The organism is Curtobacterium sp. MCBD17_023, from assembly GCF_003224415.1.
Lineage (GTDB): Bacteria > Actinomycetota > Actinomycetes > Actinomycetales > Microbacteriaceae > Curtobacterium.
This window is the reverse complement of record NZ_QKLJ01000003.1, coordinates 375429-389386: the sequence shown is the minus strand read 5'-3', so window position 1 is coordinate 389386 and position 13958 is coordinate 375429. Positions and strand designations below refer to the sequence as shown.

13 protein-coding genes are annotated in these 13958 nt (G+C 72.5%); 3 read left to right on the top strand and 10 right to left on the bottom strand.

Annotated elements, in window-relative coordinates; translation table 11 throughout:
* Positions 1–37: 37 nt before the first annotated feature.
* Positions 38–1588, top strand: coding sequence for a Mur ligase family protein (locus tag DEI84_RS06655; RefSeq protein ID WP_110890129.1), 1551 nt, complete (start codon positions 38–40; stop codon positions 1586–1588).
* On the opposite strand, the gene DEI84_RS06650 is transcribed toward DEI84_RS06655, so the two are convergent.
* The 4 genes from DEI84_RS06650 to DEI84_RS06635 form a co-directional block, all read right to left on the bottom strand.
* Positions 1555–2250, bottom strand: coding sequence for a signal peptidase I (locus DEI84_RS06650; protein WP_110890204.1), 696 nt, complete (start codon positions 2248–2250; stop codon positions 1555–1557). The genes DEI84_RS06655 and DEI84_RS06650 overlap by 34 nt on opposite strands.
* Positions 2247–3125, bottom strand: coding sequence for a hypothetical protein (locus DEI84_RS06645; RefSeq protein WP_110890128.1), 879 nt, complete (start codon positions 3123–3125; stop codon positions 2247–2249). The genes DEI84_RS06650 and DEI84_RS06645 overlap by 4 nt, the downstream gene beginning before the upstream one ends.
* The gene (locus DEI84_RS06640; RefSeq protein WP_110824765.1) at positions 3122–3718 is read right to left on the bottom strand and encodes a TasA family protein; all 597 of its coding nucleotides are present in this window, start codon (positions 3716–3718) and stop codon (positions 3122–3124) included. Before DEI84_RS06640 ends, DEI84_RS06645 begins: the two co-directional genes overlap by 4 nt.
* A gap of 112 nt (positions 3719–3830) precedes the next feature.
* Positions 3831–4379 carry an alternate-type signal peptide domain-containing protein gene (locus tag DEI84_RS06635; RefSeq protein WP_110824764.1) on the bottom strand — a complete coding sequence of 183 codons (549 nt, stop codon included), beginning with the start codon at positions 4377–4379 and terminating at the stop codon, positions 3831–3833.
* Between the two features lie 313 nt (positions 4380–4692).
* On the opposite strand from DEI84_RS06635, the gene pnuC reads away from it, so the two are divergent.
* Positions 4693–5358: a nicotinamide riboside transporter PnuC gene (gene pnuC / locus DEI84_RS06630; RefSeq protein WP_110824763.1), complete on the top strand. Its 666-nt coding sequence runs from the start codon at positions 4693–4695 to the stop codon at positions 5356–5358.
* Positions 5359–5402: 44 nt separating this feature from the next.
* On the opposite strand, the gene DEI84_RS06625 is transcribed toward pnuC, so the two are convergent.
* The 6 genes from DEI84_RS06625 to DEI84_RS06600 all read right to left on the bottom strand — a co-directional run bounded on the left by DEI84_RS06625 (position 5403) and on the right by DEI84_RS06600 (position 12598).
* The gene (locus DEI84_RS06625) at positions 5403–6635 is read right to left on the bottom strand and encodes an ABC transporter permease (RefSeq protein ID WP_110890127.1); all 1233 of its coding nucleotides are present in this window, start codon (positions 6633–6635) and stop codon (positions 5403–5405) included.
* On the bottom strand, positions 6632–7531 hold the full coding sequence (locus tag DEI84_RS06620) for an ABC transporter ATP-binding protein (protein WP_110890203.1): 900 nt from the start codon (positions 7529–7531) through the stop codon (positions 6632–6634). The genes DEI84_RS06625 and DEI84_RS06620 overlap by 4 nt, the downstream gene beginning before the upstream one ends.
* 177 nt (positions 7532–7708) lie before the next feature.
* Positions 7709–9397, bottom strand: coding sequence for a glycoside hydrolase family 13 protein (locus tag DEI84_RS06615; RefSeq protein ID WP_110890126.1), 1689 nt, complete (start codon positions 9395–9397; stop codon positions 7709–7711).
* Between the two features lie 38 nt (positions 9398–9435).
* Positions 9436–10353, bottom strand: a complete 918-nt coding sequence (locus tag DEI84_RS06610) for a carbohydrate ABC transporter permease (RefSeq protein ID WP_181420368.1) — start codon at positions 10351–10353, stop codon at positions 9436–9438.
* Complete coding sequence (locus DEI84_RS06605) at positions 10353–11285, bottom strand: carbohydrate ABC transporter permease (protein WP_181420367.1); 933 nt, start codon at positions 11283–11285, stop codon at positions 10353–10355. The genes DEI84_RS06610 and DEI84_RS06605 overlap by 1 nt, the downstream gene beginning before the upstream one ends.
* An 11-nt stretch (positions 11286–11296) precedes the next feature.
* Entirely contained in the window at positions 11297–12598 is a 1302-nt protein-coding gene (locus DEI84_RS06600) for an ABC transporter substrate-binding protein (RefSeq protein WP_110890200.1), read from the bottom strand.
* Between the two features lie 131 nt (positions 12599–12729).
* Between DEI84_RS06600 and DEI84_RS06595 the strand changes: the two genes are divergently transcribed.
* The gene (locus tag DEI84_RS06595) at positions 12730–13938 is read left to right on the top strand and encodes an ROK family protein (RefSeq protein ID WP_110890125.1); all 1209 of its coding nucleotides are present in this window, start codon (positions 12730–12732) and stop codon (positions 13936–13938) included.
* Positions 13939–13958: the final 20 nt, after the last annotated feature.

The window sequence follows — 13958 nt, the reverse complement described above, 5'->3', positions numbered from 1 at the left end:
GGACCTGAAGACCACCGCTCCTGCCGAGGAGGACACCGTGCCGCACGCCTTCGACCCCCAGCGCCCCCGGCCGGTCGCGCTCGCCGACGTCGCCGCGGCGGCCGGCGCGGATCCGCTGACCGGGGCAGCCGCACGGACCGTCGTCACGGGCGCCGCGGTCGCCACCGCGGACCTCCTGCCCGGCTGGCTCTTCGTCGCGGTGCCGGGTCGTCGTGGCCACGGCTCCCGGCACGTCGACGCGGCCCGTGCCGCCGGAGCGGTCGCGGTCCTCACGGACGACGCCGGGGCGCGTGATGCTGCGCTCGCGGGGCTGCCGACCGTCGTCGTCCCGGACCCGCGCGCGGTCCTCGGTGCGGTCGCCCGGGTGGTGTCGGGCACCGCCGCCCTCGGGTTCCCGCTGTTCGGTGTCACCGGGACCAACGGCAAGACGTCGACCGTGTCGGTCCTCGACGCGGTCATGCAGCGCCTCGGGTGGACCACCGCCATGACCTCCACCGCCGAGCGCCGCATCGCCGACGAGGTCGTCGCCAGCCGGTTGACGACGCCGGAGGCCACGGAACTCCACGCGTTCCTCGCGCGTGCCCGTGAACGCCGCGTCGACGGAGCCGCGGTCGAGGTCAGCGCACAGGGGCTCACGCGCCACCGCGTCGACGGCGTGTGGTTCGACGTCGCCGGGTTCACGAACCTCAGCCACGACCACCTCGACGACTACGTGGACATGGACGACTACCTCCGCGCGAAGGTGCAGCTGTTCCAGCCCGACCGGGCCGGACGCGGCGTCGTGTCGCTCGACTCGGCCGCCGGTCGCGCCGTCGTCCGGGCGAGCGGGATCCCGGTCGAGACGGTCACGAGCGACCCGGGCACGTCCGCGGACTGGCGGGTCACGGTCCTGGAACAACGCCCCGACGGCACCCGCTTCCGGATCGACGGCCCGGGCGTGCACGTGACGACCGAGGTGCCGTTGCTCGGTCGTCACATGGCGGCAAACGTCGGGTTGGCGGTCGCGATGCTCCGCGCCGGCGGTGTCCCCGCGGACGACCTGGTCGCGGCGGTCGACGGCGGGCTCGACGTCGTCGTGCCGGGGCGGATGGCCGATGCGTCGAGTGCGACGGGTCCGCGCGTGTTCGTCGACTTCGCGCACACCCCGGACGCGTTCGCGAAGAGCCTCGCGGCGATCCGTGCGTTCGCCAGCGGCCCCGTGGCGATCGTCCTCGGCGCGGACGGCGACCGCGACCCGAGCAAGCGCGGTCCGATGGGTGCGGTCGCGGCGACGATGGCGGACCTCGTGGTCGTCGCGGACCACCACCCGCGGTTCGAGGACCCGGACGGCATCCGGGCCGCGGTCCTCGACGGCGCCCGGCGGTCCGGGGGGACGGCCGCCGTCGTGGAACTGGCAGACCCGGCGCAGGCGATCCGCCATGCCCTCGCCGCGGTGGGGGAGGACGGGGTCGTGTACTGGGCCGGTCCGGGGCTGACCGACTACCGGGACGTCCGCGGCGTGCACGTGCCGTACTCGTCCTTCCGGGACGCGCAGGCTGCACTCGCGGAGGCCGGTTACCCGGCGCGGGAGGCCGTCTCCGCCGTGTGACCGTCGCGGGCGACGTGGTCACGGCCCGCCCGACGACGTTCCGCCCGGCGCCGACGGCGGCGCACGGCGGAGACCGTGCCGATGGTGATCATGACGACGCCGTAGGTGAGCAGCAGGCCGGCGAGCGTCGGCAGCAGCCACGTCCGGGACCCGTTCACCACCTGGTTGACCGCGCCGAGCCCGGGCACGCTGTACCAGACCTCGCCGCGGACCTGCGCCGGGATCACGGGGTCGGCGTCGGCCTCGGCGTTCGCGTCGCCGCGGAACTCGAACGTCCGGGAGCCGTCCGAGGACGCACCGATCGCGACGACCCGGTGCGTGACCACCTCGGGCCGTCCGGAGACGAGCTGGTAGGTGACGACGTCCCCGACCCGGATGTCCTCGGGTGCGACCGGACGGACGACGACGAGCGTCCCCGGCGGCAGGGTCGGCTCCATCGACTGTGTCAGGACGGAGAGCGGCACCGAGCCGGTGGCCTTCGGGAGCACGACGAGCACGACGGCCAGCGCCGCCACGAGCAGGACCAGCCCGGTGCTCAGACCGAGTCCGACCGCGCGGAGGAGTGCCGGGAAGCCGGTCGGGACACGACGGACGGCGGGGCGGGCGGCGTGGCGGGGCCGGGTCGCGCCTCCGGACCGGGTGCCGCTGCTGATCGTGGTCATGCGCCGCATCGGATGGCGGGGCCGTCCTGCTGCGTGAACAGGGTCACCGGCCCGGAACCGGCGATGTCGTCGGTCGGCTGCCCGGCGTCGTCGAGGACGCGGACGTCCACGGTCACGGGCCCGGCGGGGGTGCCCGGCGGGAGGTCCACCGGAGCGATCTGGAGGGTTCCGTGGTAGCCCTGGTCGGACGCGCCGACCCGCTTCTCGCCCACGTAGGCGGCGTAGTAGGTGGCGTCCGGCCGGGTACCGCGGGCCCAGGCCACGTCGACGTAGTTGCCGTCGTGGTCCGTGCAGGTGAACGCGGGGAGGCCGTTGCCCGTGTTGAGGTACAGCCCGCCCGACACGGTGGCGGACACCCAACTCCCGTTCGCCGTCGTCAGTTCGAGGTGCACGTCCGTGGTCGCCTGCGGGGGTGCGTCGGCCCGGACCGTCGACCGGATGCACCACACGGCATCGGCCCGCGGCCCGAGGTGGGACACCAGGCTCGGGAGCGCGGCCCAGGTCCCTCGGACGGCACCGCTGCCGACGTCCCCGGTCGCGGTGCACCCGTCGGCCGACGGGACGGGCCACGCCACGACGTCGACGGCCTGGGCGAGGGCGACCGACCCGGCGGCGACCAGGACGCGCGTCGCGGTCGTGCCCGCGATGTTCCCGGTGTTCCGCAGGGTGACGGGGCGGGTGACGGTCGGGTCCGCGGAGGTGAAGGTGGTCGTGATGGCCTCGGTGCCCGTGATGCCCGCGACCACCTTGCCGTTCGTGACGCTCGACGCGGTGGTCCCGGTCGCGGTCCAGAGCGCCCAGGCGACGGAGGAGCCACCGCCGACGAACGCGGCGACGAGCACCACGGCGAGCAGGACCCGGAGGCGGCCGTTCACCCTGCCACCTGCGTCCCCGTGACCGTCAGGGTGAAGTCGGTCACGGCACCGGAGACGGTCTGCGGCGCGTCTGCGTCGAGGACCACCTCGACGCAGGCCGTGCCCGTGACCCCGACCGGCAGCGTGTAGTAGCCGCTCCCGGTGTCGAACGCGGTCGGGCGGGCACTGTAGCCGCCGAGCCCGGCCCGGCAGTCGGACGCCCGCGCGACCGCGGCGAGACGCACGGTGAGCTCGTCGAGCACGGCGGCGTCGGGGACGGAGGGGACGTAGGCCACCTTCGTCCCGGTCAGCGCGAGCCGGATGGAGAGCGGGACGGTGCCGGTGTTCCGGACGGTGAACGTCCCCGTCGTGCTCGTCCCCGGCGCGAGCGGTGCCGCGTCCGTGACGCGCATCGCCGTGACGGCGAGGGTCGCCGTGCCCGACCGGATCGTGACCGCGTCGGTCTCGGCGGAGCTGTTCCACAGGGCGTAGGTGCTGCCACTGCCCATGACAGCAGCGCTCACGGCGGCGGCGAGAGCGATCCCGAGGGTCCAGACCCAGCGCCGACGACGGGGCGCGCGGTGGCGTCCCGTCGTCGGTGTGGTCCTCGTCATGGTCGTCCCCCTGGACGTCGCGGTCCTCGTGGTGCGACGGACGACGGGCGGGTCAGGGGCCCGCCGTCCGCCGTGTCCGGGTCGCCGTCCGTTCCCGGGCGGCGTCGGTGCGTCAGGAACCGATGGCGGTCTGGGTGAGCGTGAACGCGAGCGCGCCGACGTCCACGGTGCCGCCCTGGCCGGTGGTCGCGGACTCGGGCAGGCTGATCGTGAAGACGACCTGCACGGTCGACCGGGCCTGGGACGGCGTGACCTCGAAGGCCGTGTCGGAGGTCCTGCGGAGCGCGGTGCTCGTCGAGGTGACCTCGAGGTGCTGGGTGCTCGCGTCGATGAGCTCCTGGTCACCGGTGATGCTCTGCGGCGCGTAGGTGAGGAGGGCGCGGAGGTCCGTGCCGGTCGCGCCGACCACGAGGGTCTGCGTGAAGCGGTAGGTGTTGCCCGGGACCATGAGCACCTGCGTCGGGTCGATGGACGCGGACCTCCCGTTCGTGATGTCGGTCCAGGAGCCGTCGTCGTCCGCCGTCAGGGTGAAGGTGCCGGAGCTCACCCCGGTCGCGGCACTGCTGGCCTGCGCGTTCCACAGGGCGAAGGAACCCGCTCCGCCCAGGAGGAGGGCGACGCCGGCGGCGCTCGCGATGGTGCCGGTCACGATCTTGTGCATGGTTCTTCCGTTCCTGCGCGGGCAGCGCTGTTGGCGTCATGGACTTCGGGAGAGCCCGACGGGACGGCTGTCATCGACCCCTGCGTGCAGGGGGCGCGGCTGACCGGTGCCGGAGGACGGCCGGTGCCCAGGAGTGAGGGAAACTCGGGCTCGGTCGTCCTGTGGTCGAACATACCCGGTCCCCCATACTGCGGACAGGGCACTATGCGTTTGCATCGGCCCCAGTTCGGGGGCGGAGCTCCTGCCGCGCGCGTCGGCCCCGGAATGCACACCGGATCCTTGCAGTTGCATCGACCGGATCGAGGAGGGTCACATGGGCTTCGTGCGGTGGTTGTTCGACGCACAACTCGTCATCGGCGACCAGACGGTGCTGTGGCGCGAGGTCATCGGCAACGCGTTCGGGTTGCTCAGCGCCCTCGGCGGCATGCGACGCCGGGTCTGGGCCTGGCCCGTCGGGATCGCCGGCAACGCCCTCCTCTTCACGGTCTTCATGGGGGCGCTCTTCGACACGCCCAACCCCGTCAACCTGCTCGGTCAGGCCGGTCGGCAGGTGATGTTCATCCTGGTCAGCGTGTACGGCTGGTACCGCTGGACCCACCGGGCCGACGACACCGCGACCGTGCTCGAGCCGCACTGGGCCTCCTGGCGGTCCCGCGCACTGCTCGTCGTCGGCCTGGTCGGCGGCACGGCCCTGCTGACCCCGGTCTTCCGCGCCCTGGGGTCCTACGAGCCGGTGTGGAGCGACGCCTGGATCTTCGTCGGGTCCCTCCTCGCCACCTACGGCATGGCGAAGGGGTGGGTGGAGTTCTGGCTCATCTGGGTGGCCGTCGACCTGGTCGGCGTGCCCCTGCTGTTCTCGGCCGGGTACTACGCCTCGGGCCTCATGTACGTCGTCTACGGCGCGTTCACGCTGGCCGGCTTCTTCGTCTGGATGCAGCAGCGCCGCAGGCCGTCGGCGGCGCCGGTCACCGTCGGCTGACCCACCGACGGCCGACTGGCTGCCCGCCCGCCAGGGGCCTCCCGTCAGCGGGAGCGCGGCAGCGTGCGCGTCCGGCGCCACCCGGCGATCTGCTGCAGCGTCACCTTCGACCCGTACTGCGCGACCGAGTGCCGGAACAGGTACTCGGCGAACCAGAGCAGCAGACCCGCGACGACGAACACCTCGACGATGCACACCACCGTCTCGAGGACGGAGAGCGAGCCGACCGCGTTCCGCACCATCGCCGTCACCGGGGTGAACGTCGGGAAGTACGTGAAGAACGCGGCGATCGGCGACGCGGGGGTCGTCGTGACGAAGAACGCGGCGTACAGCGGGATGATCACCGCGAAGAGCGCCGCGGACTGCAGCGTGGAGGCGTCCTTGATCGTGGGGACCGACGCGCCGACGGCGACGAACAGTGCGGACGCCAGCAGCACCCCGCCGACCAGGAGGAGCGCCCCGGCCACCATCCGCCACGGGTCGACCGCGAGGGCGCCGACCCGTCCCGCGACGAGCGGTAGGACCACGGCCAGCGAGAGCAGGCCCGGAACCAGGAACACCCCGACCTGCACGAGTCCGACCAGGAGCATCGCGAGGACCTTGCCGCGGATGAGCGTGCCGGCCGTGACGGTCGTCAGGATCATCTCGGAGATCCGGTTCTCCTTCTCCTCGACCACGACGGTCACCATCCGGGCGGCGAGCAGGACCACGAGCCCGAAGAACGCGGCGACGTAGAGCAGCGGCGGCACGACCGACAGCCAGCCCGGCGCGACACGACCGTCGGCGTAGGTCGTGACGTCGGTGGTCGGTGGTGACCGGAGGATGCGGACGGCCTCGGCGTCGTCGACCCCGGCGGCGACGCTCTGTTCGAGCACCCGTTGCGCGAGCGCCGAGTAGCCGTTGTTCGCGAACATCCCGCGGTCGGCCCCGAGGACGGTGACCGGGGACGTGGACGGCTTCGCGGGGAACTCGATGAAGGCGTCGAGGTGTCCGGTCCGCACCGCCGCGCGGTCGGCCGCCGGGTCCTCGGACGGCGACCCGCCCCACCTCGCGGCGATCGGTTCCGAGACCAGTCCGGAGTGGTCGACGTAGTGGAAGGGCGTCCTCGCCGCGGAGCCGCTCGAGACCGCCGAGTCGGTGCCGGCCGCCTGCCCGATGCCGACGAGCAGCGAGACGACGATGACGACGAGGGGGAGCGCGAGCGTGCCGATCCAGAACGCGGGCTTCTTCACCGCCCGCACGAACTCGAACCGGACGACGGTGCCGAGGCGGCTCACCGTGCTGCTCCGACCGGGGCGGCGTCGGTCGCCGCGTCGTGGCCGTACAGCTGCACGAAGATCTCCTCGAGGGGGATGCGGCGCATCGCGAACGCGGTGACGTGCACGCCGGCCCCGACGAGCTCGGCGAGGATGTCGGACCCGTCGCGGGCCGAGGCCGCGGTGGGCACCAGGTGGGCGACGTGCCCCTCGTGCCGGGCGAGCCGGTACAGGTCCGACGCGGGCACGGAGCCGGTCAGCCCGACCTGCGCGACCGCGCCGCCGAACGCGTCCTGCACCTCGGGGATGGTGCCGTACGCGGCGGCGACGCCGTCCTTGAGGAGGAGGATCCGGTCACAGAGCCGTTCGACCTCGTCCATCTGGTGCGTGACGAGGACGACGGTCGCGCCGTCGGCCTTCCGCTCGGCCACGAGGTCGAGCAGCAGCCGCCGGTTCACCGGGTCGAGACCCTTCGTCGGCTCGTCGAGGATGAGCAGTCGCGGGCGGTCCATGATCGTGATGCCGAGCTGCACCTTCTGCTGCTGGCCGCCGGAGAGCTTGTCGATCCGGACCTTCGCCTTGTCCGCGAGGCCGACGCGCTCCAGGTACTCGGTCGACCACCGCGTCGCCGGACCCCGGGGCATGCCGCGGAGCGCTGCGAAGTACGTCATCACGTCGATGACGGTCTCCTTGCGGTAGAGCCCACGTTCTTCGGGCAGGTACCCGATGCCGCCGGTGGCCGGTCGGTACGCTCCGCCGTCGATGGTCAGTGTGCCGGAGGTGGGAGCCGTGATGCCGAGGAGGGCGCGGATCGTCGTGGTCTTGCCCGAGCCGTTGCTGCCGAGCAGCCCGAACGTCTCGCCGGGAGCGATGTCGAAGGTGAGACCGTCGACCACGGTCCGGTCCCCGAACCGCATGACGAAGTCACGCACGGTGACGGCTGCTCCGGCCACGCGGCCTCCTCTCGACGTGCCGACCCTACCGAGCCCGTCTGACGGGTCCGGGCGTCGGGGCGACCCCGGACGGACGGGAGGCCCGGCACGCGTCGCGCACCGGGCCTCCCGTCCGTCTCCCGGTCCGGTCGTGCCGTCCCGTCAGGGCCGCAGCCAGGCGGTCCCGACGCCCGCCAGCTCACCGTCCGTCACCGGCGCGCTGGCGAGCAGCAGCTCGCCCTCGGGCAGCCGGAACGGCTCCTCGCCGAAGACCGTGACGCTCGTCCACCCGTTCGGGCGGCGGAACGCCAGGACGTCGTCGCGTCCGGTCTCGACCCACTCCAGGTGCTCCGCGGCCTGCAGCGCGCGGCGCAGCCGGAGCGCCGCGCGGTACAGGTTCAGGGTGGAGTCGGGGTCGGCGTCCTCGGCCTCGACGCTCGACTCCGCGAACCAGGCCGGCTGCGGCAGGTGGGCGCCGCCGGGCCCGAACCCGAAGCTCTCGCCCGTCCGGGTCCACGGGATCGGCACCCGGCAGCCGTCGCGGCCCACGTCGACGCCGGGGTTGCGGAAGTAGGCGGGGTCCTGGCGGGCGGCGTCCGGGACGTCGCCGACCTCGTGCAGGCCGAGTTCCTCGCCCTGGTACAGGTACGCGGAGCCGGGGAGCGCGAGCTCGAGGAGCGTCGCGGCGCGCGCACGACGCAGGCCGAGGCCCCGGTCCAGGTCGTCCTGTGACCCGCCGGCGAGCAGCCAGTCGCTGCCCTGCTTGTCGGTGGAGGGGGCGTGCGCGGCGTCGCCGCTGCGCGGGGGCAGCGCGTAGCGGGTCGCGTGCCGGACGACGTCGTGGTTCGAGAACACCCACGTCGTCGAGGACCCGGACTGCTCCGCCAGGCCGAGGTTGAACTCGATGACCGACCGGAACTGCCCGGCGTCGAAGTCCGCCTCGAGCAGGTCGAAGTTGAAGGCCTGACCGAGCCCCTCGGCGCTGGCGTAGCGGGCACGCCGGTCCGCCGGCACCCAGGCCTCGGCGACCGCGGTCCGGGCGGGGGTGTACTCCTCGAACACCCGGCGCCACTCGGCGTAGATCTCGTGCACCTCGTCGCGGTCCCAGAGCGGGTGCGTGCCGTCCTTCGGCATCGCGGTGACCTCGGCCCAGGTCGGCAGGTCACCCGCGGGCAGGTCCTTCGCCAGTCCGTGGGCGACGTCGATGCGGAACCCGTCGACTCCGCGGTCGGACCAGAAGCGCAGGGTCCGGAGGAAGTCGTCGCGGACCTCCCGGTTCGTCCAGTCCAGGTCCGGCTGCTCCTTCGCGAAGCTGTGCAGGTACCACTGGCCGTCACCGACAGGGGTCCACGCCGGGCCGCCGAAGATCGACACCCAGTCGGCGGGGGCGTCCGCGCCGGACGGGCCGGTGCCGTCGCGGAACACGTACCGTGCCCGGGCGGGGGAGCCCTTCGGGGACGCGAGCGCCTCGCGGAACCACTCGTGCCGGTCGCTCGTGTGGTTCGGGACGACGTCGACGATCACCCGGATGTCGGCACCGTGCAGCGCCGCGACCATGTCGTCGAAGTCGTCGAGCGTCCCGAGCCGCGGGTCGACGTCCCGGTAGTCGTCCACGTCGTAGCCGCCGTCGGCGAGGGCGGACGGGTAGAAGGGGCTGAGCCAGACGGCCTCGACGCCGAGGGACGCCAGGTACGGCACCCGGTCGGTGACCCCGCGGAGGTCGCCGATGCCGTCACCGTCCGCGTCCGCGAAGGACCGGGGGTAGATCTGGTAGACGCTCGCCTGCCGCCACCAGGTCTCGTCGGTCGCGGGGGTCGTTGGCTGGACGGCCGGGTCGAGCACGTCGGTCATGGGGTTGCTTCCTTCGGTCGGGGTCGGGCGGGTGTCGGTCACTTGATGGCGCCCTGGGTCACGCCGGCCATGACCCACCGCTGCGTGATGAGGTAGACGATGATCGCCGGGGCCATGGCCATCAGGTACGAGGCGAACGACACGTTGTAGTTGTTGCTGAACTGGGTCTGGAACATCTGCTGCAGCACCGGCAGGGTCTGCAGCGCGGGGTCGGAGGTGATCAGCGACGGCATCACGAAGTCGTTCCAGGACGCGAGGAACGCGAAGATGCCGACGGTGGCGCTCATCGGTGCCAGCAGCGGGAACACGAGTCGCCAGAACACCTGCCCCGTGCTCGCACCGTCGATGCGGGCACTCTCCTCCAGCTCGGCCGGGATCGAGCGCAGGAAGGCGGTGAAGAGCAGCACGCTGAAGGACAGCTGGAACATGACGTGCAGGATCGCGACGCCGACGGGGTTGTCGAGCCCGACCAGGCCGGTGAGCTTCACCTGCGACAGGGCGAGCACCGGGAACGGCAGGAACATCGCGGCGAGCAGGTAGAAGAACGACCAGCGGAACAGCCGACGGTCCCAGTTCCGGGCGATGGCGTACGCGGTGAACGAGGCGAGCAGGATCGTGCCGGCGACGGTGATCGCCGCGACGAGCACGGAGATGCCGAAGGCCCGCGGGAAGTCCGTGAGCTCCCACGCCTGCACGAACCCGTCGACGCTGAACGGTGCCGGGAGCGAGAAGGCGTTGCCGTCGACCGCCTGTCCGGTGGTCTTGAACGCCATCGTCAGCGTGACGTAGAGCGGGACGAGCACGGACAGCGCGCAGAGGACGAGGACGATCGTGACCGGCCAGTTGGCGCGCTCGCGCCGGCCGGCGCCGCGGCTGCCGGTGGTCCGGTCGGCGTCCACCGACCGGATGCTGCCGGTCGCTGTCGTCCCCGGTCGCAGGGGTGCTTGCAGGGACATCAGAGCGCTGCCTTCCCGCGGGTGGCCCGCAGCTGGATCACGGCGATCACGACGGCGATCACGAAGAAGATCGTCGCGTTGGCCATCTGGTAGGCGTAGTCGCCACCGTTGAAGCCCTTGAAGATCGACATCGCGACGCTGGTCGTCGAGGTGCCGGGGCCACCGTCGGTGAGGCCGACGATGATGTCGTACGAGTTCAGGAAGTTCTTGAACCCGATGATGAGGTTGATGAGGATGTACCCGGCCGTCAGCGGCACGGTGATCGAGAGCAGCTGGCGCCACCCACCGGCACCGTCGAGCGACGCCGCTTCGTACACCTCGCCCGGGATCGACAGCACCCCGGCGATGTAGATGAGCAGGGTCGACGGGATCGCCTGCCACGCGGTGACCACGACGATCGCGATCCACGCCAGGTCCGGGTCCGCCAGGATGCTCTGCTCGAGCGGCGTGATCCCGAGCGTGGTGGCGAGCGCCGGCAGGCTGTTCGCGAACAGGAACGAGAACACGTAGGCGATGACGATGCCGGAGATCACCATCGGCAGCACGAACACCGCCCGCAGCGCGATCTTGCCGCGTACCTTCGCGGTCAGGGCGATCGCGAGCAGGAACGCGACGGCGTTCACGACGAGCACGGTCACGAGCGAGAAGCCGATCGTGAACAGGTACGCCTGCAGGATCGCCGGGTCGGAGAACACCGCCACGTAGTTCGTCAGGCCGATGAACCGGAACTCGCCGAACCCGACGGAGTTCGTGAAGCTCAGCACGATGCCCATCACGGCGGGGAGCGTGATGGCGAGCGTGAACAGGACGAGGGTGGGCAGCAGGAACGCGAGGAACAGCGGGTCGATCCGCGGTCGCCTCCGGCGTCCGGCCGGGAGGCTCGTGGTCCGGCCGTGCGTGCGGCCGCCGTCCGCCTTGGTGGTGAGGGTCATGGTCGTCTCCTTCACGCGGCCGAGCGGAGCGCCAGGCGCGCCCAGTCGGAGTCGAGGGTGCGGAGTTGTCGCTGCGGGTCGGCGCCGAACGCGATCGACTGCGCGTAGTTCGCGACGGGGATCTCGGCGGGGACGAGCTGCGAGGCGCCGAGGTAGAAGGCGGCGTCGTCGTAGTACGACTGCATGCCGCGCAGGGCGGGGTTCGACGCGGGCGGGGCGTCTCGCCGGACCCCGAACCCGTTGTTGTCCGCGTTGTACCGGTCGTTCACGGCCGGGGTCATGAGGAACGACAGGAACTCCCGCGCCGCCTCCTGCTTGCGCGAGGCCTCCGGGATCCAGAGCGCCAGGTCGACGTTGACCCGCACCTTCCGGTCGGCGGGGTCCTCGGTCACGGGCAGCGGGAACGTTCCGAGGTCCATGTCGGGCGTGGTCTTGGCGATCTCGCCGAGCGCCCACGGCCCCTGCAGGTACATCGCGGCCTTCCCCTGCGCGAAGGCCAGGTTGCCGTCCCCGTACCCGCGGCTGACCGCACCGGGCTGGTGCCACTCGCGCAGCTGCGCCATGCGTTCCATCGGGGCCGCGAAGTCCTCCGCGAACGACGGCGCGGATCCCGTGCCGACACGGGTGCCGGCCGCGCGGAGGGCCGCGAACGTCGCCGGGGTGTCGATCATCCCGCCGATGCTGTAGTCGAACATGCCCTGCGCGATCGTCCAGTTGTCCTTGAACGTGCCGTACACCGGTGCGATGCCCGCCTCCTGCAGCCGGCGGCACACGGCGGCGAACTCGGACCACGTCGTCGGGACGTCGAGCCCCTGCTCGGCGAACAGGGCGCGGTCGTAGATCACCGACGCGGCGGTCACGGAGTACGGCAGCGCGCTCCTGCGGCCCGGGTAGTCGGCGGTCTGCTCCATGAGGGGCCACAGATCCGGGTTGATCGTCGCGGCCTCGGGCAGGTCCGAGAGGTCGGTGAGCGCGCCGTGCTCCACGAAGGGCACGACGGAGAAGTTGTAGTTCCAGCAGCCGAGGTCCGGCGGGCTGTTCCGGACGAAGTTCGCCGACATGCTCGACGTCGAGTCCCGGACCACCCGGATCCGTGACTGCGCCTGGTGGAACTGCGCGATGAGGTCGTCGAAGTACCCGATGACCTCGGGCTTGGACACGTAGAAGCTGATCGTCTCCGGCCGTGAGCCGGTCGACCCGACCGGTGTACAGCCGGCGAGTGCGAGGCCGCTGGCGATGCCGCCCGCCCCGAGCAGGAACGACCGCCGGCTCAGCGCGGATGCGCTGCCGGCTCGTGTGGCGCGTGGTTGCACGTCGTCTCCGTTCGCCGGGACCGGCACCGTCGCCGTCCCGGTGTGCGCGCTGCTCCGATGCAGCCCGCCCGACTAAATATACGGACAAAATCTACTCGCGCAAGCAATCCGTGCCGCGGTAGTCTCGCCACATGCCGCAGCGTCGAGCGTCGCCCCGTGCCTCCAGCGCGGAGACCGTCCTCGACCACGCACTCGACGTCGGCGCCTTCACCGCGACCGAGGCGATGGAGTCGACCGGACTGACCCGCTCCACCGTGCTCGCGGCGTGCGAGGACCTCGTCGCACGCGGCTGGCTGACGGAGCTGGACGACGCGCGCACCGCCGGCGAGTACCGCATCGGTCGACCCGCACGGCGCTACGAACTCGACCCGACCGCGGGGTGCGTCGTCGGCGTCGACGCCGGACAGCACCGGGTCGCTGCGTTCGTCGCCGACCTGCGCGGTGCCGTGCTCGCGCGTGCGGAGACCGACCTCGGCACGCGGGGGCTCGACGTCGGGTTCCGCCTCGATGCGGTCGCGACCACCGTCGCCGCCGCGCTCGCCGCGGCCGGGACGGACGCCGACCGGGTCCTCGTGACCACCGTCGGGGTCCCCGCACCCGTCGACGCCCGCGGTGTCTCACCGGACGACGGCGGCTTCTGGGTCAGCATGAACCCCGGCTTCGACGCGGTCGCCCCCGGAGCCCGCGTCGTCGTCGAGAACGACGCGAACCTGGCGGCCATCGCCGAACGGCCGTCCGCGCCGGAGGCGTCCTTCGCCGCACTGCTCGCGGGGGAGCGGTTCGGCGCCGGCCTCGTCGTCGACGGCGTGCTGCTCCGCGGTGCACGGGGCGGCGCGGGCGAGCTGCGCGCACTCGGACTCGTCGTCGGTGTCGGGTCGTCGGACGGACTCGGCGCGGCGGCGCGCACCGCGGTGACCGCGGCGGTCGACGCCGGCCGGGTCGACCCGGACAGCCCGCTCGGCCGTGCCGTCGCCCGCGAGGGCCTCGACGCGGCCGCGGTCTTCCGCGCCGCGGACGACGGCGACCCCGTCGCGCTCGAGGTCGTGGACCAGCTCGGGGACCTGCTCGCCCGGGTGTGCGTCCTGCTCGCGAGCCTGCTCGACATCGACCGGGTGGTCGTCGCGGGGGCGATCGCGGGGCACGCCGGTGCCGTCATCGACCGCGCTTCGGCCGTGCTCGGCAGCGGGCGGTTCGACCCGGTGCCGGAGATCGTGGCCTCGACGCTGGGGGCGGACGTCGTCGTGACGGGTGCCGTCGCGCTCGCGCTCGACACGGTCCGCGCGGATCCGCTGTCGTTCGACCTCCAGACGGCACCCGCGGCGACGGCAGCCGTCGGCTGACGAGTGCTGGGCCGGCTCCG